General features: G+C 72.2%; 21 protein-coding genes, 1 pseudogene and 1 riboswitch. Of the genes and pseudogenes, 13 read left to right on the plus strand and 9 right to left on the minus strand.

The features are described 5' to 3' along the window. The first annotated feature begins 28 nt into the window (after window positions 1-28). A complete protein-coding gene (locus ACFVVL_RS30265) occupies window positions 29-1633 on the plus strand; it encodes an ABC transporter permease subunit (RefSeq protein ID WP_387680816.1) in 1605 nt (534 codons plus the stop codon). Continuing rightward, entirely contained in the window at window positions 1630-2490 is an 861-nt protein-coding gene (locus tag ACFVVL_RS30270) for a sugar ABC transporter permease (RefSeq protein WP_380289780.1), read from the plus strand. Before ACFVVL_RS30265 ends, ACFVVL_RS30270 begins: the two co-directional genes overlap by 4 nt. Before the next feature lie 30 nt (window positions 2491-2520). Here ACFVVL_RS30270 and ACFVVL_RS30275 read toward each other — a convergent pair whose 3' ends face one another. Both ACFVVL_RS30275 and ACFVVL_RS30280 read right to left on the minus strand, forming a co-directional pair. Further along, entirely contained in the window at window positions 2521-3579 is a 1059-nt protein-coding gene (locus ACFVVL_RS30275; RefSeq protein WP_387680819.1) for a ferritin-like protein, read from the minus strand. 288 nt (window positions 3580-3867) lie between these two features. Further along, window positions 3868-4152: pseudogene (locus tag ACFVVL_RS30280) on the minus strand (ATP-binding protein); the annotation flags it as partial. On the opposite strand from ACFVVL_RS30280, the gene ACFVVL_RS30285 reads away from it, so the two are divergent. The 5 genes from ACFVVL_RS30285 to ACFVVL_RS30305 all read left to right on the plus strand — a co-directional run bounded on the left by ACFVVL_RS30285 (window position 4056) and on the right by ACFVVL_RS30305 (window position 6554). Continuing rightward, on the plus strand, window positions 4056-4403 hold the full coding sequence (locus ACFVVL_RS30285) for a DUF5753 domain-containing protein (RefSeq protein WP_387680822.1): 348 nt from the start codon (window positions 4056-4058) through the stop codon (window positions 4401-4403). The pseudogene ACFVVL_RS30280 and the gene ACFVVL_RS30285 sit on opposite strands and share 97 nt — an antisense overlap. Before the next feature lie 24 nt (window positions 4404-4427). Further along, a complete protein-coding gene (locus tag ACFVVL_RS30290) occupies window positions 4428-4622 on the plus strand; it encodes a DUF397 domain-containing protein (RefSeq protein WP_387680825.1) in 195 nt (64 codons plus the stop codon). A gap of 167 nt (window positions 4623-4789) precedes the next feature. After that, window positions 4790-5008: a DUF397 domain-containing protein gene (locus ACFVVL_RS30295; protein WP_387680828.1), complete on the plus strand. Its 219-nt coding sequence runs from the start codon at window positions 4790-4792 to the stop codon at window positions 5006-5008. After that, window positions 5005-5208, plus strand: a complete 204-nt coding sequence (locus tag ACFVVL_RS30300; RefSeq protein ID WP_387680831.1) for a DUF397 domain-containing protein — start codon at window positions 5005-5007, stop codon at window positions 5206-5208. Before ACFVVL_RS30295 ends, ACFVVL_RS30300 begins: the two co-directional genes overlap by 4 nt. Before the next feature lie 269 nt (window positions 5209-5477). Next, a complete protein-coding gene (locus ACFVVL_RS30305; protein ID WP_387680834.1) occupies window positions 5478-6554 on the plus strand; it encodes a protein-L-isoaspartate O-methyltransferase in 1077 nt (358 codons plus the stop codon). Between the two features lie 50 nt (window positions 6555-6604). Here ACFVVL_RS30305 and ACFVVL_RS30310 read toward each other — a convergent pair whose 3' ends face one another. Next, window positions 6605-7621 carry a ribonucleotide-diphosphate reductase subunit beta gene (locus ACFVVL_RS30310; RefSeq protein WP_380289792.1) on the minus strand — a complete coding sequence of 339 codons (1017 nt, stop codon included), beginning with the start codon at window positions 7619-7621 and terminating at the stop codon, window positions 6605-6607. Continuing rightward, a complete protein-coding gene (locus ACFVVL_RS30315) occupies window positions 7621-10026 on the minus strand; it encodes a ribonucleoside-diphosphate reductase subunit alpha (RefSeq protein WP_387680902.1) in 2406 nt (801 codons plus the stop codon). Before ACFVVL_RS30315 ends, ACFVVL_RS30310 begins: the two co-directional genes overlap by 1 nt. Window positions 10027-10206: 180 nt before the next feature. Beyond that, window positions 10207-10347: riboswitch (cobalamin riboswitch) on the minus strand. A gap of 327 nt (window positions 10348-10674) precedes the next feature. On the opposite strand from ACFVVL_RS30315, the gene ACFVVL_RS30320 reads away from it, so the two are divergent. The 5 genes from ACFVVL_RS30320 (at window position 10675) to ACFVVL_RS30340 (ending at window position 18002) form a co-directional block, all read left to right on the plus strand. Beyond that, complete coding sequence (locus tag ACFVVL_RS30320) at window positions 10675-11607, plus strand: hypothetical protein (protein WP_387680838.1); 933 nt, start codon at window positions 10675-10677, stop codon at window positions 11605-11607. A gap of 293 nt (window positions 11608-11900) precedes the next feature. Further along, window positions 11901-13337 (plus strand): glycosyltransferase family 2 protein, encoded by a 1437-nt coding sequence (locus ACFVVL_RS30325; RefSeq protein ID WP_380289856.1) that lies wholly within the window; start codon window positions 11901-11903, stop codon window positions 13335-13337. Beyond that, window positions 13334-14434 (plus strand): glycoside hydrolase family 26 protein, encoded by a 1101-nt coding sequence (locus ACFVVL_RS30330; RefSeq protein ID WP_380289796.1) that lies wholly within the window; start codon window positions 13334-13336, stop codon window positions 14432-14434. The genes ACFVVL_RS30325 and ACFVVL_RS30330 overlap by 4 nt, the downstream gene beginning before the upstream one ends. Next, window positions 14434-16308: an ArnT family glycosyltransferase gene (locus ACFVVL_RS30335; protein ID WP_387680841.1), complete on the plus strand. Its 1875-nt coding sequence runs from the start codon at window positions 14434-14436 to the stop codon at window positions 16306-16308. Before ACFVVL_RS30330 ends, ACFVVL_RS30335 begins: the two co-directional genes overlap by 1 nt. A gap of 2 nt (window positions 16309-16310) precedes the next feature. Next, window positions 16311-18002: a glycosyltransferase family 39 protein gene (locus tag ACFVVL_RS30340; protein WP_387680844.1), complete on the plus strand. Its 1692-nt coding sequence runs from the start codon at window positions 16311-16313 to the stop codon at window positions 18000-18002. Window positions 18003-18006: 4 nt separating this feature from the next. On the opposite strand, the gene ACFVVL_RS30345 is transcribed toward ACFVVL_RS30340, so the two are convergent. Further along, on the minus strand, window positions 18007-18501 hold the full coding sequence (locus ACFVVL_RS30345) for a GNAT family N-acetyltransferase (RefSeq protein ID WP_387680847.1): 495 nt from the start codon (window positions 18499-18501) through the stop codon (window positions 18007-18009). After that, window positions 18444-18881, minus strand: a complete 438-nt coding sequence (locus tag ACFVVL_RS30350) for a hypothetical protein (RefSeq protein WP_387680850.1) — start codon at window positions 18879-18881, stop codon at window positions 18444-18446. Before ACFVVL_RS30350 ends, ACFVVL_RS30345 begins: the two co-directional genes overlap by 58 nt. Window positions 18882-18974: 93 nt before the next feature. On the opposite strand from ACFVVL_RS30350, the gene ACFVVL_RS30355 reads away from it, so the two are divergent. After that, window positions 18975-19946 carry a helix-turn-helix domain-containing protein gene (locus tag ACFVVL_RS30355; RefSeq protein WP_387680853.1) on the plus strand — a complete coding sequence of 324 codons (972 nt, stop codon included), beginning with the start codon at window positions 18975-18977 and terminating at the stop codon, window positions 19944-19946. A gap of 37 nt (window positions 19947-19983) precedes the next feature. Here ACFVVL_RS30355 and ACFVVL_RS30360 read toward each other — a convergent pair whose 3' ends face one another. The 3 genes from ACFVVL_RS30360 to ACFVVL_RS30370 form a co-directional block, all read right to left on the minus strand. Then, window positions 19984-20808: a histidine phosphatase family protein gene (locus tag ACFVVL_RS30360; RefSeq protein ID WP_387680856.1), complete on the minus strand. Its 825-nt coding sequence runs from the start codon at window positions 20806-20808 to the stop codon at window positions 19984-19986. Between the two features lie 167 nt (window positions 20809-20975). Further along, window positions 20976-22526, minus strand: coding sequence for a monocarboxylate uptake permease MctP (gene mctP / locus ACFVVL_RS30365; protein ID WP_387680905.1), 1551 nt, complete (start codon window positions 22524-22526; stop codon window positions 20976-20978). Between the two features lie 59 nt (window positions 22527-22585). After that, a complete protein-coding gene (locus tag ACFVVL_RS30370; protein ID WP_380289810.1) occupies window positions 22586-22870 on the minus strand; it encodes a DUF3311 domain-containing protein in 285 nt (94 codons plus the stop codon). Window positions 22871-23038 lie beyond the last annotated feature (168 nt).

Raw genomic sequence — 23038 nt, forward strand, 5'->3', positions numbered from 1 at the left:
CCTCCCGGACGGACCAGGGACCACCCCCATGACCTCCCCCACCCTTCAGGACAGCAGGCGCCCGGCCGCCCCCGCCGCCGGGCCCCCGCGACGCCCGCCCCGCCGGGCCGGTGCCGTGACCGCGCAGCTGGTGAAGATCATCCTGCTGTCCGGGGTCGCCGCGCTCGCCCTCTTCGCGACGCCCAAGCTCTACCAGGCCGGCCACTGGGCCGCCCTCGGCGTCCTCGCCACGGGGGCGGGGGCGACCTTCTGGATCTACCTCTCGCCGCGCCGGCTCGCCGCCAAGTACCTGCTGCCGGCCACCGTGCTCTTCCTGGCCTTCGTGGTCTACCCCGTGCTCCACATCGTCGCGGTCTCCTTCACCGACTACGGCGACGGGCACCTGCTCGGCAAGGAGCAGGCCGTCCGCACGCTGGTCGACAACTCCGTGGAGCCCGTCCCCGACGGCGCCTCGTACACGCTCACCGTCGCCACCGAGCCGGCCGGCGGCCCGCTCGTCCTGCTGCTCACCGACCCGGCGACCGGCCGGACCGAGGCCGGCACCGCGCGCGGCCTGGCTCCCGCCCCGGCCGGCACGGTGACCGCGCCCGACGGCCGGGTGACCGCCGCACCCGGCCTGCGGATCCTCACCCCGGGCCAGGTCAACGGCCGCGCCCAGGAGCTGAAGGAGCTGCGGGTCCCGGTGGACGGCGGCTTCGTGGTCGGCCAGGGACTCTCCTCGGCCACCACCGCCCGGCCCACGCTGGTGCACGACGGCCGGGCCGACACCCTCACCGACACCCGCACCGGCACCGTCTACCGCGCGGAGGACGGCCGGTTCACCGCCACCGACGGCTCCGGACGGACCCTGCCGACCGGCTGGCACCGCACCGTCGGCTTCGCCAACTTCACCGCCGTGCTCACCAGCCCGGCCGTCCGCGGCCCCTTCCTCGGCGTGCTCGCCTGGACGTTCGGCTTCGCGGCGCTCTCCACCGGCGCCTCCTTCGCACTCGGCCTCGGGCTCGCCTTCACCCTGCACCACCCGCGGCTGCGCGGACAGCGGCTCTACCGCTCACTGCTCCTGCTGCCGTACGCGATGCCCGCGTTCATCGGCATCCTGATCTGGCAGAGCATGTACAACCGGGACTTCGGGCTGCTCAACCAGCTCCTGCATACCCGGATCGACTGGCTCGGCGACACCTGGAGCGCGCGCCTCGCGGTCGTCCTGACCAGCCTGTGGCTCGGCTTCCCCAACATGCTGCTGATCTGCACCGGGGTGCTGCAGTCCATGCCCGCCGAGCTGAACGAGTCGGCGCGGATCGACGGCGCCGGGCCGTGGACGGCCTTCCGGGCGGTCACCTTCCCGCTGCTGCTGGTGGCCGCCTCGCCGGTGCTGATCTCCTCCTTCGCCTTCAACTTCAACAACTTCAACGCCGTCCAACTGCTCACCGGGGGAGGCCCGTTCGACGGCGCGGGCGGGACGGCCGGCGCCACCGACATCCTGATCAGCTACACCTACCGGGTGGCCTTCGGCGGACAGGGCGCCCAGTACGGCTTCGCCGCCGCCCTGTCGATCTTCATCTTCCTGCTGGTCGGCCTGATCACCCTGGTCGGCTACCACCGCACCCGGGCCCTTGAGGAGCTCAACGCATGACCGCCACCGTCCGATGGCTGCGCCGCTTCGGCTGGCGGCACCTGGTCGCCGTCCTCGCCGTCTGCTTCGCGCTCCTGCCGCTGCTGTTCGTGTTCTCCGCCGCGCTCAACCCGCTGGGCACCCTGCAGTCCTCCACACTGCTGCCCGAGCACGCCTCGTTCGCCAACTTCACCGCGCTGTTCACCGACGAGCAGTACCCGTTCGGGCGCTGGCTGCTCAACACGGCGCTGATCTGCGGCAGTTTCGCCGTGCTCAACGTGCTGCTCGGGGTCTGCTCGGCGTACGCGTTCTCCCGGTTCCGCTTCCGGGGGCGGCGGGTGGGGCTGCTCACCGTCCTGCTGGCGCAGATGTTCCCGCAGTTCCTCGCGGTCGTCTCGCTCTACCTGCTGTTCGCCGAGGTCGGCGACGTGCTGCCGGCGATCGGCCTGGACACGCCCTGGGGTCTGCTCCTGGTCTACCTCGGCGGGGCGATGGGGGTGAACACCTGGCTGATGAAGGGGTACCTGGACACCATCCCGAAGGAGATCGACGAGGCCGCCAAGGTGGACGGGGCCGGGCACGCGCAGGTCTTCTTCCGGATCATCCTCCCGCTGGCCGCGCCGATGCTGGTGGTGGTCGCGATCCTCTCGCTGACCACCGCGCTCAACGACGTCATCCTGGCCGGCATCTTCCTGACCTCCAACGAGTCCAAGACGGTGGCGGTCGGCCTCTACGGGATCATCTCCGGCCAGCAGGACCAGAACTACGGCCTCTTCGCGGCCGGGGCGCTGGTCACCTCGCTGCCGGTGATCGTGGTCTACCAGTTCCTCCAGCGCTACCTCGCCCAGGGGCTCACCGCCGGCTCGGTCAAGGGCTGAGCCGACGGCGGGCCCGCCGCGCCGGCGGCGTCAGCCGGTGACGAACAGCCACTCCGGGCCGTAGGTGAAGTGGGGGTTGGCGGGGAGTTCGATGGTGTTGATCGTCTGGGCGGTGCGGCGCAGGTCGCCCATGAGGTGGATGGCCGGGCCGAGGTCCGCCGCGGAGGGGCTCCAGGCGTCCTCCAGGGCCTTCAGCAGGGCGCTGTACTGCTGGTTGAAGGTGTGCAGGTGTCCGGCGGTGGTCGCGTCCGGCTCGTTGCCGGGGGAGTTGGCCCAGCCGCCCTGCGGGACGCGGCCGACCGGGGAGGTGGCCGGCAGCGGAACGTCGGGGCCGACGAAGTCGAACTTCCCCGTCTGCTCGTCGCGGACGAACTTCCTGCCGACGGCGATCTCCTTGAACGCGTAGTAGTGGGCGAGTTCGCCCGGGGCGCCGGGGAAGGGGTTCTCCGGGGAGGCGGTGGTGCCCTCGCCCTGGGCCTGGATGACGTGGATGGCGCTCAGGACGTCGTCGAGGGCGTTCATCGGGACGATGTCGTTGCCGGCCCCGTGGCCGGACCCGAGCGGGAAGCTCACCTGCTGCCGGCCGGTGAGCAGGTGCGCGAACCTGGGGAAGACGTCGGCGATCCGCTGGTAGAAGGCGCCGATGGTGTTGCCGTCCGCCGCGAAGCCGAGCGGGAACTCCGGCTTCTCGATGGCGGCGAACAGCGCGGCGGAGTCCCGGCTCAGCCCGCTGAGGTACACCTCCAGCCCGGGGTTGACGCCCCCGGGCAGCTCGCCGGGGTACTTCGGCACGGTGAGCGGGTCGGTGAGGGTGACCTTGCCGCCGATGCTGGTGAGCATGTTGCAGACCAGCCCGAAGTGCGACATCTCGTCGAAGAGGATCTCGCGGATGGTGTGCCGGACCGGCTTGCTGTTGTCCTGGTCGGTGATCGACCAGAGCGCGGTGGCGTACGGCGGGATGGTCGACAGCTCCAGCATGACGGCCCGTTGGAGCGCGTCCATGAGCTCCTGCTCGGTCCAGTCCTCCTCCGCGACGCTCATGAGCTGGACGATCGCGTCGCTCTCGTAGTCCAGAACCCCGGTGGCCATATTGCGTCCCCTTTCGACCAGTCGTGGCCGGACCGTATTCGGGAACCGATCACATGCGACCACATGCCTCCGGTGCGCCCCCACGACTTCATCCGGACGGCTCCGCCCCGCCCCGCCCGGCGTGCCCGCCGGGCGGGGCGGTGGTCATGCGGCGGCGGTGGTGTCGGGGGAGATGTGGCACCAGACGAACTTGCCGACGCCGCCGATGCGCGGGCAGCAGCCCCACTGGGTGGCCAACTCGTGGACGAGGAGCAGGCCTCGGCCGGCCTCGTCCGAGTCGGAGGCGGCGCGGAGGGCGGGCTTCTCGCTGTCCGCGTCGTGGACCTCGATCCGGAGGGTGAGGTCGGGGGCGAGGCGGAAGAGGATGAAGATCAGCCGGTCGCGCGGGGTGCGGGCGTGCTGGACGGCGTTGGTGACGAGCTCACTGACCAGCAGCTCGCCGCTGGGCAGGAGGAACGGATCCGCCGCGGCTCTGTGTGATCGAAGGCGAGGCGGCCCTGCGGGTTGAGGTCGGTGGAGCGGCAGTGATGACTCGGCAACTCGACAAGCTGGTTGAGATGGCCGAGCATCCATGTGTGGAGTTGCAGGTGTTGCCCGATCGAGCGGGCGCACATGCTGGTCTGATGGGATCGTTCGTGATGTTCAGCTTCCCATCGGAGGAGCATTCCGATGTCGTCTGCGTGGAACACCGGACGGGGACGCTCTACATGGAGACGTCGGCCGAGATCGACGAGTACACGTTGATCTTCGACTCTCTCCGCTCAATCGCCTTGAGTCCGGCTGACAGTCTCGACATGATCGCTCGGGTAAGGCAGGAGTTCTGAACTCCGGGCAAGGGATGGTGGGTCGTGACTGGAAATGTCGAGTGGCGCAAGAGCTCATACAGCGGCCAGGGCGGAAACTGCGTTGAGACGCAGGTCAGGCTGGCAGCAATGACGGTGCGCGACTCCAAGGAACCGGACGGGCCTGCGCTGGTCTTTCAGACTGATGCTTGGGCGTCCTTCGTAGCCGGGGTCAAGGGTGGGGAGTTTCCTGACGGCTGAGACGAGAGAGGTGCCCCGCGTGGCTATACCGCGCGGGGCACCGCTGCTTCTAGCCTTATCCGCAGAGGTTTGTTGTCGAAGACGGGATCGCCCAGCCTCAGCGTGAACGCTGAGGCTGGGCGAGGGAACCACGCTCATCACGCACATGGCGAAGGGAACGCACAGCGATGATTAGCATCCTCCAGGGCTCGGCCGCTGCTGGCCTGATCTGGCGAAAGTCCTCATACTCCGGGGCTCAGAGCAACTGCGTTGAGGTGGCCTCCGGCGTGACCGGTGTCGTGCCGGTGCGTGACTCGAAGGACCCAGGTGGGCCGTCCCTCCCGTTCGAGACTGAGGCTTGGGCGTTCTTCGTGACCGGGATCAAGGGTGGGGAGTTCCCGGGGTGAGCGAGTTCTTGTCCGACGAGTGGCGCAAGTCTTCCTGCTCGGGTGCGCAGAGCGAGTGTGTTGAGGTGGCTGGCGGCGTGACCGGTGTTGTGCCGGTGCGTGACTCGAAGGATCCGAGCGGGCCGGTGTTGCTGTTCGCGGCGGATGCGTGGGCGTCCTTCGTGGCCGGGGTCAAGGGTGGGGAGTTTCCGGTCGGCTGACACAACAGGGATGCCCCGCACGGCTGTGGCCGTGCGGGGCATCGTCATCACTGTCGGCGTGTACCTCGGACGTGCGCGCTGCGGGTGCACCTCTGCGCGTCTGGTGTGGCGCATCGGCGTTCCCAGAGGATGGGGCCCGAGCGAAGGGAGCGCAGCATGGGTGAGCACGAGAAGCCGCCGCCGGACCCGGGGCAGGGAGAGCCGCCGCCGGGGAACGCCGACGGGCAGGTACCGCCTCCGCCGCCGGGCGACGGGAAGCACAAGAAGCGATGACCGGTGATCTGGCCGGCCGCCGCACGCGGATGGATGCCCTGATGGAGGCGCGCGGGGCCTGGCCGGCCGGCTCGCCGTGGGTGCGTGAGGCTATGCGCGCGCTGCCGCGTGACACCTTCGCGCCGGATCGGCTGTGGCGCTGGGACGGCCACGCCTACATCCCGCTCGACCGTCCGACCTCCCCCACCGCGTGGGCGGACGAGCTGTACTCCGGGCCGGATGCGGCGGCGGTCACCCAGGTCACCGACGGGCTCCCTTCCTCCAGCCTCTCCGCGCCCGCCGTGGTGGCGGACATGTTGGACAGCCTGATGCTGGAGCCCGGCCATACGGTGTGGGACATCGGCACCGGCCAGGGCTGGAGCTGCGCGCTCGCCGCCTGGCGGGCCGGGCCCAACCGGGTCGTCTCCACGGAGGTGGACGAAGGCCTCGCCCGGCTCGCCCGCAAACGTCTCACCGCCGTCGAGGTGTTCGTCGGCAACGGCACCAGCCGCGTCCCGCCCGGCGGCCCGTTCGACCGCATCCACGCGACCTACGCCGTCGAGACCGTCCCCTTCGCCTGGATCAAGGCCACCAAACCGGGCGGCCGGATCGTCTACCCATGGGGCCGACTCGGGCACGTTGCGCTCACGGTGGCCGCCGACGGCCGTAGTGCGAGCGGCTGGGTGCAGGGCCTCGGGCAGTTCATGGCGGACCGGTCGGCTCCGGTGCCGACGGCCGGCTACGCGAAGGTGCGTGACACCGGCGCCCCTGCCGCAGAGCGGATCATCGGACGCGACCTCGGGCCGCTCGCCGACGACTGGGACCTGCGCTTCGCCGTGCGCGTCGCCGTCCCGGACGCCGTGATCGTCACCGGCCGGGACGAGGACGGCGTCAACGCCTGGATCCACGACGGCAGAGCGTCGTGGGCGGCAGTCTCCGCGGGCGGTGCCCTGCTGTTCCAAGGCGGCCCGCGCCGGATCGGTGACGAGGTGCTGACCGCCTGGTCGCAGTGGGAGGAACACGGCCGTCCGACGCCGTACGACTACCGGGTCACCGTCACATCGGAACGCCAGTGGGTGCGGCCCGCTTCATGAAGCAGAGAGGGGGAGCGCCGAGCGGCGCTCCCCCCTCCGAACCTCGGTGCTTAGAAGTCGTCGTCGAAGGAGACCGAGCCCTCGACGGCGACCTGGTACGCGGAGACCCGGCGCTCGAAGAAGTTGGTCAGCTCCTGGACGTTCTGCAGCTCCATGAAGCCGAACGGGTTCGTGGAGCCGTAGCGGATCGGCAGGCCCAGACGCGCCAGGCGCTGGTCGGCCACGGCCTGGAGGTACTCGCGCATCGACTCGGTGTTCATGCCGGGCAGGCCGTCACCGCAGAGGTCGCGGGCGAACTGGAGCTCGGCCTCGACGGCCTCCTCCAGCATCTCGGTGACCTGCTTGGCCATCTCGTCGTCGAAGAGGTCGGGCTCCTCCTCGCGGACGGTGTCGACCACCGACATGGCGAAGTCCATGTGCATGGACTCGTCGCGGAACACCCAGTTGGTGCCGGTCGCCAGGCCGTGCAGCAGGCCCCGGCTGCGGAACCAGTACACGTACGCGAACGCGCCGTAGAAGAAGAGACCCTCGACGCAGGCCGCGAAGCAGATCAGGTTCAGCAGGAAGGCCCGCCGGTCCTCCTTGGTCTGCAGCGAGTCGATGTGGTCGACCGCGTTCATGTACTTGAAGCAGAACTGGGCCTTCTGGTGGATGGAGGGGATGTTCTCCACCGCGGCGAAGGCCGCGTTGCGGTCCTCCGGGTCCGGAAGGTAGGTGTCCAGCAGCGTCAGATAGAACTGGACGTGCACGGCCTCCTCGAACAGCTGACGGCTCAGGTACAGCCGCGCCTCCGGGGAGTTGATGTGCTTGTAGAGGCTCAGCACCACGTTGTTCGCGACGATCGAGTCACCGGTCGCGAAGAACGCGACCAGCCGGCCGATCATGTGACGCTCGCCCTCGCTCAGCTTCGCCAGGTCGGCGACGTCCGAGTGAAGGTCCACCTCCTCCACCGTCCAGGTGTTCTTGATGGCGTCGCGGTACCGGTCGTAGAACGACGGGTAACGCATCGGGCGCAGCGTCAGCTCGAAGCCGGGGTCGAGCAGCATCTTGCGGTCTTCGGAGCTCATTACTGGCAGGCCTCGCAGGACTCGGGGTTCTCCAGGGAGCAGGCCAGCGCGGCCTCTTCCTCCGGGGTGAGGGTCGGGGTGTTCACGGGCACCGGGGCGGCGGCGCGGGCGGTGCCGGACGCGGCCTGGGCGATCCGGGTGGCCGGGCGCGAGCGCAGGTAGTAGGTGGTCTTCAGACCGACCTTCCAGGCGTACGCGTACATCGAGCTGAGCTTGCCGATGGTCGGCGCGGCCATGAAGAGGTTCAGCGACTGGCTCTGGTCGATGTACGGCATGCGGGCCGCGGCCAGGTCGATCAGCGCGCGCTGCGGCAGCTCCCAGGCGGTGCGGTACAGCGAGCGGATCTCCGCGGGCAGCCAGCCGAGCTCCTGGACCGAGCCGTTGGCGTCGCGCAGCGCGTCGCGGGTCTGCTGGTCCCAGACGCCGAGCTCCTTGAGGTCGCGCACCAGGTACGGGTTGACCTGGAGGAACTCGCCGGAGAGCGTCTCGCGCTTGAACAGGTTGGACACCTGCGGCTCGATGCACTCGTACACACCGGCGATGGACGCGATGGTCGCGGTCGGCGCGATCGCGAGCAGCAGCGAGTTGCGCAGGCCGGTGACGGCGATCCGCTCGCGCAGCGCGGTCCAGCGGTCGGCCCACTCGGGGGTGGCCGAGCCGAAGTGGTCGATGTGCAGCTCGCCGCGGGCGGCGCGGGTCTCGCCGTACGCCTCGTGGCGGCCCAGCTGCTCGGCCAGGTCGGCGGAGCGCTCGTAGGCGGTGAGCATGATGCGCTCGGCGATGAGCGTGGAGAGCGTCCTGGCCTCGGCGGAGTCGAAGTCGATCCGCAGCTGGAAGAAGACGTCCTGGAGGCCCATCACGCCGAGGCCCACCGGCCGCCAGCGGGAGTTGGAGGCGCCGGCCTCGGGGGTCGGGTAGAAGTTGATGTCCACCACGCGGTCGAGGAAGGTGACGGCGGTGCGCACGGTGGCGTCCAGCCGCTCCCAGTCCATCGCGCCCAGCAGGTCGCCGGCCGACGCGCCGGCGGCGACGTGGGCGCCGAGGTTGACCGAGCCGAGGTTGCAGACGGCGGTCTCGGAGTCGTCGGTGACCTCCAGGATCTCCGTGCAGAGGTTGGAGGAGTGGACGGTGCGGCCCGGCAGCGCGGTCTGGTTGGCGGCGCGGTTGGAGGCGTCCTTGAAGGTCATCCAGCCGTTGCCGGTCTGCGCGAGGGTGCGCATCATCCGGGCGTAGAGGGTCTGCGCGGGGATGGTGCGCACGGCCTTGCCGGCCAGTTCGGCCTTGCGGTAGGCCTCGTCGAACTCCTCGCCCCACAGGTCGACCAGCTCGGGGACGTCGGCGGGGGAGAACAGCGACCAGTCGGCGTTGGCGTTGACCCGGCGCATGAACTCGTCCGGGATCCAGTGCGCCAGGTTCAGGTTGTGGGTGCGGCGCGCCTCCTCACCGGTGTTGTCGCGGAGCTCCAGGAACTCCTCGATGTCGGCATGCCAGGTCTCCAGGTAGACGCAGGCCGCGCCCTTGCGGCGGCCGCCCTGGTTGACGGCGGCGACCGAGGAGTCGAGGGTGCGCAGGAACGGCACGATGCCGTTGGACTTGCCGTTGGTGCCGCGGATCAGCGAGCCGCGCGAGCGGATCCGGGAGTAGGACAGGCCGATGCCGCCGGCGTGCTTGGACAGCCGGGCGATCTGCGCGTAGCGCGAGTAGATCGAGTCCAGGTTGTCCAGCGGGGAGTCCAGCAGGTAGCAGCTGGACATCTGGGGGTGGCGGGTGCCGGAGTTGAAGAGGGTCGGCGAGGAGGTCAGGTACTCCAGCCGGCTCATCAGGCGGTACAGCTCGGCGACCTCGGCGACCGACTGCTCGGTGTCGCCGACCGCCAGGCCACAGGCGACGCGGAGCAGGAAGTGCTGCGGGGTCTCGACGACCTTGCGGGTGATCGGGTGGCGCAGCAGGTAGCGGGACTGCACGGTGCGCAGGCCGAAGTACTCGAAGCGGTCGTCGCCCCGGGGGTCGACCAGGGCGTCCAGGGCGGCGGTGTGCTTGGCGACGAAGTCGGCGGTGGTGTCGCCGATCAGGCCCTCGGCGTGGCCGACCGCGATCGAGGTGGAGAACGAGACCACGCCCTGGCTCGCCGCCTCGTCCACGATCTCCAGCGCGAGCAGGCGGGCCGCGAGCTTGGAGTACTGCGGGTCCTCGGCGATCATCGACGCGGCGGCGTCGACGGCCAGCCCGCGCAGCTCGGCGAAGTCCGAGCCGGCGTGGCGGCCGCGGAGCGCGGCGGCGGCGACATGGCCGGGGTCGACCTGGGGGAGGTCGGTGCTGCGGTCGGTCAGGAGGCGCAGGAGCGCACCGCCGGGGTCGGAGACCGTCGGGTCGGCGGGGGCGGAGCTGGAACCCTGGGCGGGCAGGGTGGCTGAGGCAGCGGTGGTCAAGGCGCTCTCTCCTGGCGGCGGTCGACGGCGGTGGCTCGGGCCGGGCCGTTCGGGGCAGGGGAGATCGCCGTGCGGCCCGGAGGCGTCGCACGCGTGTCGTCCCCGGCCCGCCCGCGAGGCCCGGAAGGTGGTGCTGGTGCCATGGCCCCTGCGGGGAGGCGTCGGCACGCCGTCGGCAGGTACTCGGACTCGCGGCGCCCCTCGGGGGCGGCCGCACACCGCTGCGGGGCAGTCCCGGACTCGCACCGGGTTCCCCTGCGTCGACAGCAGGGACGAGCATACATCTAGTGGTGCTCGCTGGATGCGACACCACATGTTGTGCAGCGTGGCGTGTTGCTCCGATGACCGGTGGTACCGGGGAGGGGCCTTGGGGCGCCCGCGCGGGGTCCGTTGCGAAACGGATTGGTCACCGGGACGGTCCCTCGTCCGGTGCATGCCCTACGATCTCGGCACATGAGCGAGGGAACGGGCGCTCCGGGGGACTGGGCCGGTAGGGCCGTGCCGCCGGGGCAGGGTCAGCAGCCTGGTGTGCCGGGTCAGGTGCCGCAGCCGGGGCAGCCGCCGGTGCCGCCGCCCGGCGGGTTCGGGCCGCCTGCGACGCCGTACGTGCAACCGGGGGCGGGAGTGCCGCCGCAGGCCCAGCCGCCGGTGGCGCCGCACGTGCCGTCCGGCGCGGTGCCGTACCCGCAGCCGGGGCCCCCGCAGGGTGCCCAGCCGCCGCAGCCGCCGGCCGGACCGCAGCCGGGACCGCAGCCCGCGCCCCCGTTCGCCGGGTGGCCGCAGCAGGGTGCCCAGCCGCCGCAGCCGTCGCCCCCGAACGAGCCGGACTGGAACGCGATGGCGGACCGGCACGCCGACGAGTCGCGCCGCCGCAAGCGGCTGTGGATCGGCGCGGTGGTCGTCGCCGCCGTGCTGGTCGGCGGGATCGTCGGGGCCGGGGTGTGGATCAACGGCCGTGACAAGGGCGACGACCCGAAGCCGGCCGCGAGCGGGACCACCACCGGTACCCCGTCCGCCACGGCCACGCCCACCGAGCAGGCGGTGGCGGTGATCTCCGACGCCGCCACCGACAAGCTGCCGGTCGACGCGGCGACGCTGTTCCCCGATCAGACCCGGACCGTCGACGGCAAGGTGTGGACCCGTCAGGTGACCGGTTCGACCGCTCCCTGCTCCAAGGCCACCACCGGCGGACTCGGCCTCGCGCTCGGCGACGACACCTGCCGCTCGCTGGTCCGCGCGACCTACGTCAGCGGCGAGAGCGCCGTCACGGTCGGGGTGGCGGTCTTCGACAACAAGGCGGGCGCGGACCGGGCGATCGGCCGCCACGCGGGCCTGATCCAGGGTCTGTCCGGCACCGGTGTCCCGATGTTCTGCGTGACCGACAAGTCCGGCTGCACCGAGACCCACGCGTCGATCGGGCGCTTCGGCTACTTCACGGTGGCCGGTTCGCTGAAGCAGGGGACGGACCAGAGCGACCAGCTCGCGACGGCCGCCGCCGGCGCGCTGGCGGAGCGTACGAAGGACGTCCTGCTGGCCCGGGGATCCCACGCCGGCTGACCCCCGGCGGGGAGGGGACGGCCCGCGGAGGGCGGCCCGGGGCGGTCGGATAGGATGACCGCCCTCGGGGGAGGGATGCGTCCCCCCGTGGCCGCCCCGACGGGGAATCAGCGAGCAGGAGGTACCGCGCGGTGAGCGCTGCCGTCAATGCGACCAGCAGACGGCGCAGGGCGGCGGGCCGCCGACGCGGAACGGGCGAGCCCGTCCCCGCGATGCTGCTGCCGGCGCCGCCCACTTCGCAGGAGAAGTACAGCTACACCATCCGCCACCAGTGGGTGCTGACCCTCTGTTCGATGGTGAGCTTCGGGTGCCTGGTGGTCAGTCAGGCCGAGCTGTACTCCCTCGGGTCGTGGTTCTGGCTCTGCGTGCCGTTCCTGTTCTTCACGGTCGTCTACTACGTGGTCTCGCTGCGCGTGAACAGCTTCACGCCCAACTTCGACGTCAAGGAGCACCGCCGGCTGGTGCGACAGTGGAACCCCGCCGAGTACCCGACGGTGGACGTCTTCCTGCCGGTCTGCGGCGAGCCGATCGAGGTGCTGCACAACACCTGGACGTACGTGCGGAAGATGGCCGAGCACTACCCGGGCCTGGTCATGCCGTACGTCCTGGACGACGCGGCGAGCCCGGAGGTCGAGGCGATGGCCGCGGACTTCGGCTTCCGGTACGGGGTGCGGGAGAACCGCGGCTGGTTCAAGAAGGCCGGCAACCTGCACTACGGCTTCGGCCGCTCGGACGGCGAGTTCATCCTCATCCTGGACGCCGACTTCGCGCCCCGGCACGACCTGCTGCACGAGGTGCTGCCCTACCTGCAGCGCGACCCGAAGCTCGGCATCGTCCAGTCGCCGCAGTTCTTCCGGGTGCTGGACTCGCAGAACTGGATCGAGCGCGGCGCCGGCGCCATCCAGGAGCTGTTCTACCGCTCGGTGCAGGTCGCCCGGCAGCGCAACGACGGCGCGATCTGCGTCGGCAGCTGCGCGGTCTACCGGCGGGCCGCGCTGGTGGAGAACGGCGGCACCACTCTGATCGCCCACTCCGAGGACGTGCACACCGGCTTCGACCTGCGGGCCCTGGGCTGGGACCTGCAGTACGTGCCCGTGGCCCTGTCCACCGGCGTCTGCCCGGACAACGCCGGGGCGTTCCAGAACCAGCAGTACCGCTGGTGCATGGGCTCGATGTCGCTGATGACCAGCCGCAAGTTCTGGCACACCAAGCTCGACTTCACCACCCGGCTCTGCTACGTCTCCGGGTTCCTCTACTACATCCACACCGCGCTGCTGACCTTCGCGCTGCCGATGCTGCCGATCATGCTGCTGCTCTGGCGGCCGGACCTGCTGCAGGTCCAGCACCTGGTGCTGGTCCTGCCCAGCCTGGTGTACGCGACCGTGATCTTCCCGCTCTGGCACCGGGCGCCGTACCGGCTGGAGGCCTGGGCCGGGCGGATGATGTACGGCTGGGCGCACTTCTTCGCGGTCTGGGACCTCGTCCGGGGCCGTCAGCGCGGCTGGCAGCCGACCGGGTCCAGCAAGGCCAAGAACCGGCAGCGGCGCTTCTGGACCGGCATCGTGGTCTGGGGCGGGGGCACCGCGCTGGTCTGGGTGGTCGCGGCGGTGTACCGGATGTTCACGCTGTACCCGCTGGACTTCGCCCTGGTGCTCTCCTCGGGCCTGTTCTACGCGGTGACGGTCGGCCGCATCCTCATCCAGCCCCGATCCCAGGACTCCGTGGCATGAGCCTCCCCACCCGCACCCCCGGCGCCCGCCGGGCGCGTGCCGCACTGTTCCGCGCCCTCGCGGCGGCCCTGCTGGTGCTGCCGCTGGCCGCCTGCGACCTGCTCGGCCAGGAGCCGCTGGGCCCCGCGGCGGCGGCCGGCCCCACCGCCGCGGCGTCCGCGGGGAGCACGGCCGCCGCGGGCGGCGCGAGCGCCACCGCCGCGGCCACGCCGACCAGGACGGCCACCCCCGACGCGGCGCTGCCGTACGACGTCCGCCCGCTGCTCAAGCCGGCGAAGAAGTACCTGGGCGTGGCCGTCGACGGCGCCCCGGCGTCGATGGCCGGCGTCGACGAGTTCGCCGGCCGGATCGGCAAGCGGCCGAACATCGTCGAGTACTACTCGGGCTGGGGCGACGAGTACGACGTCAAGGGCGTGACCAACGCCTGGCAGGGCGGCGCGCTGCCGTTCATCGCCTGGGAGCCCTACAAGACGCCGCTGGCCGACATCGCGGCGGGCAAGCACGACGACTACGTCAAGCGCTACGCGGCGGCCGTGCGCAACACCAACGTGCCGGTCGCGATCAGCTTCGCCCACGAGTTCAACGGCACCTGGTACGACTGGGGCACCAAGACCACCACGGCGGCCGACTTCGTGGCCGCCTACCAGCACCTGCACGACGTCTTCACCCAGCTCGGCGTCGGCCAGGTGATCTGGGTCTGGAGCCCGAACAGCATCAACCCGGTGCCGACCGTGGCGCTCAAGCCGTACTACCCCGGGGACACCTACGTCGACTGGGTGGGCATCGTCGCGTACTACACCCACCTCGAAGCGGGCACCTTCGACACCCTCTACACGCCCACCCTCAACCAGATCCGCACCTTCACCGACAAGCCGTGGATCATCGCCGAGACCGGCTCCGAGCCGGGCACCCGCAAGGTGTCCGACATCTACAACCTCGCCGCGAACGTGATCAAGCGCCCCGACTGCCTGGGCTTCATCTGGTTCAACCTCAACAAGGAGGTCGACTGGCGGATCGAGGGCGACCCGCAGTCCCAGAACGCCTTCAAGCAGGCGGTGTCCGACGGCCGCTACAGCTTCGATGTGAAGAGCCCCTGATGACGTCCATCCCCACGCCCCGCAACCCCCTCGCCGAGGACGCGCCGGTCCGGGTGCCCGACACCGGCGGCTCGTGGTTCGAGAGCCGCCACCCGTCGGCGCCGCTCCCGCAGCACGAGGAACGGCCCGACGCCGGTGTGCGGTTCACCGACCGCCCGGACGACGACGACCCGGACGAGGACGAGCCGTACGAGGACGAGCCGTACGAGGACGAGCCGTACGAGGGCGGGCCGTCCGAGGCCGGCCCGGCCGCCGGTGACCCGGCCGACGGCGAGCCGTCCGGCCCGGACGGCACCGGCCGCGACCCCGGCCGCGACCCGGACCGGCCCGAGGGCCCCGGCTACACCCTGCCGCCGGTGCCCGAGGCCAGCTGGACGCTCGACTCGGGCCGCCGCCGCTCCTGGATCAGCCGGGCGCTGCTGCTGGTCATCCTGCTGATCCAGACCGCGATGTCCGTCCGGCTGTCGAACACCGCGTTCCAGGACGAGGCGCTCTACATGTACGCCGGGCACGCGCAGCTCTCGCACTGGCTCTACGACACCCCCCTGCCGAAGGACTACAACACCTACTTCTCCGGCGCGCCGACCCTGTACCCGATCGCGGCCGCGGTGCTGGAGAACCACTTCGGCATGCTCGGCGTCCGGCTGTTCAGCCTGCTCTGCATGCTGGGCTCCACCGCGCTGCTCTACGGCTTCAGCCGGCGCCTGTTCAACGAGCGGGTCGCGCTCGGCGCCGCGGCGATGTTCGCGGTGACCCAGTCGACCGTGGTGCTCGGCTTCTTCGCCACCTACGACGCCCCGGCGGTGCTGCTGCTCGCCCTGGCGATCTGGATCGTGGTGCGCACCGACCGGGCGCCCGCGCCCGCCGTGCTGCTCGCCGCGCCGTTCGCGGTGCTGGCGGTCGGGCTGAAGTACGCCTCGGCGCTCTACCTGCCCAGCCTGGTGCTGCTGGCGGTGCTCACCGGGCGACGGGACAAGAACCGCCAGCCGCTGCTGCGCGGCGTGCTGCTGGCGGGCGGCGCGGGCGGGCTGCTCTGGCTGGGGATGACCTTCACCGACGTCCTCTCGGGTGTCCGGGCGACCACCACCCAGCGCGCCCACGGCGCCGAGCCCTGGACCGAACTGGCTCGCCAGTGCGTGGAGTTCGGCGGCCTGATGTTCGTCACCGCGGTCGGCGGCGCGGTCGCGTACGCGCTGCGCGGGCGGATGAACGAGTCGCCGCTGGTGCGCACCATGACCGGCCCCGGCCGCCGCCGCCGGATCCTGCTCGGCCTGCTGCTGACCGGCACCGCGCTGCTCGCCCCGGCCTACCAGATGCACCTCAACACCTCGGTCGCGCTGTACAAGCACCTCGGCTTCGGCCTGCTGTTCGCCGCGCCGATGGCCGGCATCGGCCTGGCCCGGCTGGTCGGCCCGCACTTCCGGCACCCGCAACTGGGCATCCTGCTCTGGGTGGTGACGCTCGCCCTCGGGCTGAGCCAGTCGACCTGGCGGTTCGACACCTGGCCCGACTCCAGCCGGATGACCGAGGTGGTGCGCCAGCACGTCACCAGCACCGGCCGCTACCTGGCCTCGGCCGACAACGTCCCGGTCTACTACACCAGCGACCTGACGCTGCAGAGTCAGTGGACCTCGACCTACGGCATCGGGTACGTCGACCAGGCGGGCGCGCTGCACACCGGTGACGACGGCTACCGCAGCGCCATCGCCGACGGCTGGTTCGACCTCGTGGTGCTCGACGGCGTCGCCACCCCGGACACCGACCGGGTGGTGGCCGACGCGATCGCCCGGAGCCCGCACTACCGGCTGCTCGGACGCATTCCCTTCACACACGTCGGTGGAACCGGGTACTACCGGATCTGGGTCAAACAGTAGCGATGACCACCCCGATACAGGCGACGGACGGCTCGGCGAACCTGCCGCCGGAACCGAGCCACCCGCCGATGCCCGCGTTCCCGCCCGCGCCGCCCGCGCCGCCCGTTCCGGGGGCGCCGCCGCGCGCCGCCGTGCCGCGCGGTTCCGCCGTGCCGGACGCCGACGAGCGGGCCCCGCAGTGGCGCGCCGCGCTCGCCGTCGCCCTGCCGCCGGTGCTGCTGGCCCTGGCCCTCTGCCTCTACGGCCTCGGGGACCGCCAGCTCTGGCGGGACGAGCACGCCTCCTGGTGGGCGGCCACGCTGTCCTGGTCCGACCTCGGCGCGCTGCTCGGGAACATGGACCTGGTGCTGGCGCCCTACTACGTGCTGCTGCATCTGTGGATCGCCGTCGCGGGGGACTCCGAGGCCGCCCTGCGGCTGCCCTCGGCGCTCGCCACGGCCGCCGCCGCCGGCTGCCTGGCCCTGCTCGGCCGGCGGCTGCTCTCGCCCCGGGCCGGGCTGCTCGGCGGCCTGCTGTTCGCCCTCTGCCCGGCGATCACCTGGTACGGCCAGGACGCCCGCCCGTACGCCTTCGCGGTGCTGGCGGCCGTCGGCAGCACCCTGCTGCTCACCCGGCTGGTCCAGGACCGTCCGGGGGCGGTGCCGGCCGCGCCGCGCGCCGCGCTGCTCGCCTGGGCCGGCTACGGGCTCACCGTGGTCGCCATGGGGCTGACCCACGTGGTGACGCTGATGGTGCTGCCCGGCCACCTGCTGCTGGTGGTCCGCGAGTTCCGCCGCACGCCGGCCGCCGCCGACGACGGCACCCGCTGGGTGCTGCCCGGCCGCTGGGCGCTGGCCTCGGCGGGCGCGGTGCTGCTGCTCAGCCCGTTGCTGCTGCTCGGCGCCGGGCAGAGCGGGCAGATCGCCTGGAACGAGCGCGACTGGGACGACCTCGGCGCGCTGGTCACCGACCTGGCCGGGTCCGCCGCGCTCGGCTGGACCCTGCTGGTGGTCGGCGTGGTGGGCGCGGTGAGCCTGCTGGTGCTGCGCCAGCAGGGCGCCGGCCTGCTGATCTGCTGGGCGCTGCTGCCGGTGCTGCTGACCCTGGGGACGGCGCACTGGCTGCACCTGTTCCTCGCCCGCTACCTGCTCTTCACGGTGCCCGCCTGGACCCTGCTGGTCGCCGAGGCGGTCGGGCGGCTGCCCGGCCTGGTCGCCCGGTTCACCGCCTCCCGCACCCCGCCGCGCTGGGTGGCCGGGCCGGCCCCGCTGGCCGCGGCCGTCGCGCTGGCCGTCGCGCTCGCCTGGCCCGCCCAGGCCACCGTGCGCGACGACCTGCCCGGCGAGGCGGACGCCCGGGCCGCCGCCCGGCTGATCGGCGAGGGGGTGCGCCCCGGCGACGGCGTGGTGTACGAGCCGGGCAGCTCGCTGCGCCGGTCGCTGGCCTACGAGCTGCGCGGGCGGCCGGCGCCCGCGGACGTGCTCCAGCGGGTGTCCGCGGAGCAGGCCGGCAGCTTCGGCGCGCTGGAGTGCGAGGAGCCGGCCCGCTGCCTGGCCGGCACCCGGCGGATCTGGCTGCTGGTGTCCGGCGCGGACCGCCGGCCGTTCGGTGCCGTCCCGGACAAGGTGGCGAAGGAGCTGAACGGGTTCCGCACGGTCCGCACCGAGTACCTGCCGCACCTGCGGCTGGTGCTGCTGGAGCGCCGGACCGGGTGACCGGTCAGAAGGTCGTGCTGTAGACCATCAGGTCGACGCCCGGGACCGGCGACCAGTCGCGCCCCGGGTCGCGGCGGAAGCCGACCCGCTCGTAGATCCGGTGCGCGGTGGTCATCTCAGGCTGGGTGGAGAACGCCATGCCGGTCAGTCCGAGCTCGCGGCTGCGGGCGAGCGCGGCGCGCACCAGGGCCTCGCCGGCGCCGCGCCCGCGGGCGGCCGGGGCGGTGGCGAGCATCCGGATCTCGCCCTCCTCGGGGGTGGCGATGTCCGCCCACGGGGTGCCGCCGACCGCGAAGGTGACGGTGCCGAGCAGCGTCCCGTCGGCCGCGTCCACCGCGACCAGCAGCTCGGCCTCGGCGGCCCGGGTGGCCGCGTCGCGCAGCCGGTGCACGTACGGACCCTCGGGGGAGGTGAAGCCGTCGCCGACGAAGGCCTCGGCGGTTATGCGGCCGGCTTCCTCGAACTCCTCGGCGCGGGCCCGGCGGATGACGATGTCCATCCGGCCAGTGTGCCGGAATCCCGCGGGACGGCACTGAGCGGGGTGCGGGCCTCCGCTTCGGCGACGACGCCGGTGGCGGTGCCGGCGACAGCGGTGGCGACGGCGGTGGTGGCGGTGGTGGTGGCCGTGCGGACGGGGACGTGGGCGGTGGCGGGGTCGGCGGCGGGGTCGGCGGACGGGCGGAGCGAGGCGGCGGGCATGGTGCCGTGGAGCCGGTCGGGCAGGGCGGGGTCGGCGGGGTAGCCGCCGGGGCGGTGCCAGTTGTCGCGCCCGGTGGCCCTCTGCTGTGCCACCTCGCGCCCGATCAGGCCGCCGAGCAGGCCGAAGCCGCCGACGGCCCCGAGCAGGGCGAGTGCGCTGGCGAGCGTGTCGGAATCCATGGCTCCACCTTCGCCCCGGCGCGACTCCGGGGCGAGTGGCAGGAATGCCCGATGACATCGAAAAACTGCCAGCCGGCGGGTTACCCTGGCGGCATGCTGAAGAACGTCGTGGCCGTCGTCATGGAGGATGTCCACCCCTTCGAACTCGGCGTCGCCTGCGAGGTGTTCGGGCTGGACCGCAGCGACGACGGGCTTCCCGCCTACGACTTCGCGATCGCCGGCGCCCGCCCGGGCCCGCACCGCACCCACGCCGGCTTCGCCGTCGACGTCCCGCACGGGCCCGAACGCCTCGCCGTCGCGGACCTGGTGGTGGTCACCGCCAGCTCGCTGCGCGGTGAGTACCCGGCGCCGCTGCTGGACGCGCTGCGGGCGGCCGTCGAGGGCGGCGCCCGGGCGCTGTCCATCTGCAGCGGCGCCTTCGCGCTCGGCGCCGCCGGGCTGCTGGAGGGCCGCCGGGCCACCACGCACTGGCGGTACACCGCCGAACTGGCCGCCCGCCATCCGAGGACCACCGTCGAGCCGGACGTCCTCTACGTGGACGACGACCCGGTGATCACCTCCGCCGGGACGGCGGCCGGCATCGACGCCTGTCTGCACCTGGTGCGCAAGCTGCAGGGCGCCGAGGTGGCCCGGGGGATCGCCCGCCGGATGGTGGTGGCGCCGCACCGGGAGGGCGGGCAGGCCCAGTTCGTGCACCGGCCGCTGCCGGAGGGCGACGGCGAGTCGCTGGCCCCGCTGCTCGACTGGATGCGCCACCACCTGGACGAGGAGTCGACCGTCGAGCAGCTGGCCGCCCGGGTCCACATGTCGCCGCGCACCTTCGCCCGGCGCTTCCAGCAGGAGACCGGCACCACCCCGCACCGCTGGCTGATCGGGCAGCGGCTGCTGCTCGCCCAGCGGCTGCTGGAGTCGACCACCGAGCCGGTGGACGCCATCGCCGCCCGCTGCGGCTTCGGCAACGCGGCCACCCTGCGCCACCACTTCGGCCGCCGGCTGGGCACCACCCCGCTGGCCTACCGCCGCTGCTTCGCCGAGCCCGCCGCGGCGGTCGCCGACCGCGTCTAGGGTCTGGAGCCCGCGGCGCGCCCCCGGGACCCGCGGGTCAGCCCGCGTCCTCCAGGTGGCCGGTCTGGTTCCAGCGGTCCGGCCGCAGCCGGCCGCCCTCGGCCCGCCAGACGCTCGCGGAACAGTTGCGCACCGGCTCCAGGGCGGTCAGCTGCTCCTCGGTGAGCCGGTCCAGCACGTAGCGGAGCATGAGCACCGTGCAGTCGTGCGCGACCACCAGGACCGGCCGGCCGGCCTCCTCCGCACAGATGTCGCGCAGCACGCTGCGCACCCGCAGGGCCACGTCGGCCCAGGACTCGCCGCCGGGCGGCCGGTAGTACAGCTCGCCCATCTTCCGCCGCCGGGCCGCCTCCCCGGGGTGGTCGGTCTCGATGGCGGCCTTCGGCAGCATCTCCAGGACGCCGAGCTCGCGGTCGCGCAGCCGCTCGTCGTAGCGGACGGCGAGCGAGACCGGGACGGCGCCGAGTCCGGCGGCCTGGGCGAGCGCGATCCGGGCGGTCTCGGCGGTGCGCACGTAGGGCGAGCACCAGACGCTGCGCGGCCGGTCGGCGCCGGGCAGCGCCGCCCACCAGCGGCCGAGGGCGTGCGCCTGCTGCTGGCCGTGCAGGGAGAGCGGGATGTCGGCGTCCCGGCTGCTGATCGGCACGGTGAGCGCGCCGGCCGCATCGGCGAGCTGGAACTCGACGTTGGCGGTGGACTCGCCGTGGCGGGTGGCGATCAGGACGGAGGGGACGGGGGGCAGCCCGGTGGCCGCGGTGGCCGCGGTGCCCGCGACGGTGCCCGCGCTCCGGTGCGGGGCGGCCGACCGGTGCCGTCCGTCGGTGTGGTGCTGGCCGTTGAGGGTGGTGCCGAGTTCTGCCATTGCCGCCGCTCCCCGTGGGTCGATCAGTTGCCGGCCGGTTGCCGGTCCGGTCTGGTTGGTGCCCTGCGTGTGGTGCCCCATGCACCCGGCTGTTCATACATATGATCGCGCCGCCCCCTCCAGTGTTGACCGGGGAGACGGCGCGACCACAGGGCGCGCAAGGCGTATCAGTGCGCCGCCACGGGCTCCGGCGCGTTCTCCGGCTCCTCCCCGCCACCCTCGGCGCTGTAGTCACCCGGCCGGGTCTCGTCGGGCCCGTCCGGCGCCTTGACGGCGCGCAGGACCAGCGTGAGCGCCACCGACACCAGCAGGTTGAGGACGAAGGCGGTGAGCCCGATGTAGCCGGTCTCGCCGATGCCGGGGATCTCGGCGGCGTTCCCGCCGAAGTGCTTGGTCTTGGGGCTGGCGATCCCGTAGGCCTTCCAGGTGCCGTAGACCATGCCGGCCGCCCAGCCCGCGAGCAGCGCCCAGTGGTGGAACCAGCGGGTGAACAGGCCGCCGACGATCGGGACGAAGGTCTGCAGGATCCACAGGCCGCCGAGCAGCTGGAGGTTGATCGCCGCCTGCTTGTCCATGCCGAGCACGAAGACCAGCGCGCCGACCTTGACCAGCAGCGAGACCAGCTTGGCGATCCGGGTCTCGTCGGCCGGGGTGGCGGAGGGCTTCAGGAACTCCTTGTAGACGTTGCGGGTGAACAGGTTCGCCGCCGCGATGGACATGATCGCCGCCGGGACGAGCGCGCCGATGCCGATGGCCGCGAAGGCGACCCCGGTGAACCAGTCGGGGAACATGTTCTCGAACAGCTGCGGCACCGAGAGCTGGGTGTTGAAGCCCTTGTCGCCCTTGCCGATCCCGGCCGCGATCGCCATGAAGCCGAGCAGCGCCAGCAGCCCCAGCATCAGCGAGTACGCGGGCATGATCGCCATGTTCCGGCGCACGGTGTTGCGGGACCTGGAGGCGAGCACGCCGGTCACCGAGTGCGGGTACAGGAACAGCGCCATCGCGGAGCCGAGCGCCAGCGTCGCGTACGTCCACTGCTTGTTCTCCGGCAGGGTGAGCGAACCGCCCGACCCGGGGCCGCCGAACCGCTCGCCGACCGCGTCGAAGATGTGGCCGTAGCCGCCGAGCCGGATCGGGATGTAGATCACCGCGACGATGATCACCAGGTAGACGAGGGTGTCCTTGACGAAGGCGATCAGGGCCGGCGCGCGCAGCCCCGAGGAGTAGGTGTACGCGGCGAGCACGCCGAAGGCGATGAACAGCGGCAGGTCCTTGACGAACCAGTTGGAGCTCGCGCCCCCGCCGACGCCCAGCACGTCCAGCACCGCCTGGATGCCGACCAGCTGGAGCGCGATGTACGGCATGGTGGCGAGGATGCCGGTCAGCGCGACCACCAGCGACAGCGGCCGGGAGCCGTAGCGCCCGCGCACGAAGTCGGCCGGGGTGACGTAGCCGTGCACCCGGGAGACCGACCAGAGCCGGGGGAGGAAGAGGAAGACCAGCGGGTAGGCGACGATCGTGTAGGGGACGGCGAAGAAGCCCGCGGCGCCGGTCGCGTAGACGGCGGCGGGGACGGCGATGAAGGTGTAGGCGGTGTAGAGGTCGCCGCCGAGCAGGAACCAGGTGATCCAGGTCCCGAAGCTGCGCCCGCCGAGGCCCCACTCGTCCAGGTGGAGCGCGTTGTCGGCGCGCCGCCACCGGGAGGCCAGGAAGCCCATCACGGTGACCAGCAGGAAGAAGAGGACGAACACCACCAGCGCGGGCACGTTGACGCCGTTCACCGGGCGCCACCCGCCTTCCGCGCCGCGCGGGCGGCCCGGCGGGCCTTCTCGTCCCGGTCGATCAGCAGGTAGGCGCTGACCGTGAAGACGGCCGACACCGGGACCCAGAGCAACTGGTACCAGTAGAAGAAGGGGACGCCGCCCGCCTCGGGCTCGGGCTTGTCGTACGAGCCCACCCAGAGCATCGCGACGATCGGCACCAGCAGGGCGAGCGCGGCCAGCACCCGCTCGGGGGTGACCGCCGGGGGGCCGGGGGGTCCGGGCTCTTCTGGCTCGGGCATGACAGGTCGGTCGGTGAGGTCTGACGACATGGTTCGGCTCCGCTTCGGAGGGTTCACCTCGCCGGCGCCGCAACCCCCGGGTGCACCGCGCGCCCCCGTGGGTCCGCCGAGCAGCACCACTGGTGATCGGCAGTCAGTACGGTTGCGGAATCTAGAGCATCGCGTGAT

The organism is Kitasatospora sp. NPDC058115 (genome assembly GCF_042884635.1).
GTDB lineage: Bacteria > Actinomycetota > Actinomycetes > Streptomycetales > Streptomycetaceae > Kitasatospora.

Coding starts and splice junctions, on each gene's coding strand:
- ACFVVL_RS30310 (WP_380289792.1), bottom strand. CDS start 7,621: ATGAGCTCCGAAGACCGCAAGATGCTGCTCGACCCCGGCTTCGAGCTG.
- ACFVVL_RS30270 (WP_380289780.1), top strand. CDS start 1,630: ATGACCGCCACCGTCCGATGGCTGCGCCGCTTCGGCTGGCGGCACCTG.
- ACFVVL_RS30265 (WP_387680816.1), top strand. CDS start 29: ATGACCTCCCCCACCCTTCAGGACAGCAGGCGCCCGGCCGCCCCCGCC.
- ACFVVL_RS30340 (WP_387680844.1), top strand. CDS start 16,311: ATGACCACCCCGATACAGGCGACGGACGGCTCGGCGAACCTGCCGCCG.
- mctP (WP_387680905.1), bottom strand. CDS start 22,526: ATGGGCTTCCTGGCCTCCCGGTGGCGGCGCGCCGACAACGCGCTCCAC.
- ACFVVL_RS30345 (WP_387680847.1), bottom strand. CDS start 18,501: ATGGACATCGTCATCCGCCGGGCCCGCGCCGAGGAGTTCGAGGAAGCC.
- ACFVVL_RS30335 (WP_387680841.1), top strand. CDS start 14,434: ATGACGTCCATCCCCACGCCCCGCAACCCCCTCGCCGAGGACGCGCCG.
- ACFVVL_RS30370 (WP_380289810.1), bottom strand. CDS start 22,870: ATGCCCGAGCCAGAAGAGCCCGGACCCCCCGGCCCCCCGGCGGTCACC.
- ACFVVL_RS30360 (WP_387680856.1), bottom strand. CDS start 20,808: ATGGCAGAACTCGGCACCACCCTCAACGGCCAGCACCACACCGACGGA.
- ACFVVL_RS30325 (WP_380289856.1), top strand. CDS start 11,901: ATGGTGAGCTTCGGGTGCCTGGTGGTCAGTCAGGCCGAGCTGTACTCC.
- ACFVVL_RS30295 (WP_387680828.1), top strand. CDS start 4,790: ATGATTAGCATCCTCCAGGGCTCGGCCGCTGCTGGCCTGATCTGGCGA.
- ACFVVL_RS30305 (WP_387680834.1), top strand. CDS start 5,478: ATGACCGGTGATCTGGCCGGCCGCCGCACGCGGATGGATGCCCTGATG.
- ACFVVL_RS30330 (WP_380289796.1), top strand. CDS start 13,334: ATGAGCCTCCCCACCCGCACCCCCGGCGCCCGCCGGGCGCGTGCCGCA.
- ACFVVL_RS30275 (WP_387680819.1), bottom strand. CDS start 3,579: ATGGCCACCGGGGTTCTGGACTACGAGAGCGACGCGATCGTCCAGCTC.
- ACFVVL_RS30350 (WP_387680850.1), bottom strand. CDS start 18,881: ATGGATTCCGACACGCTCGCCAGCGCACTCGCCCTGCTCGGGGCCGTC.
- ACFVVL_RS30355 (WP_387680853.1), top strand. CDS start 18,975: ATGCTGAAGAACGTCGTGGCCGTCGTCATGGAGGATGTCCACCCCTTC.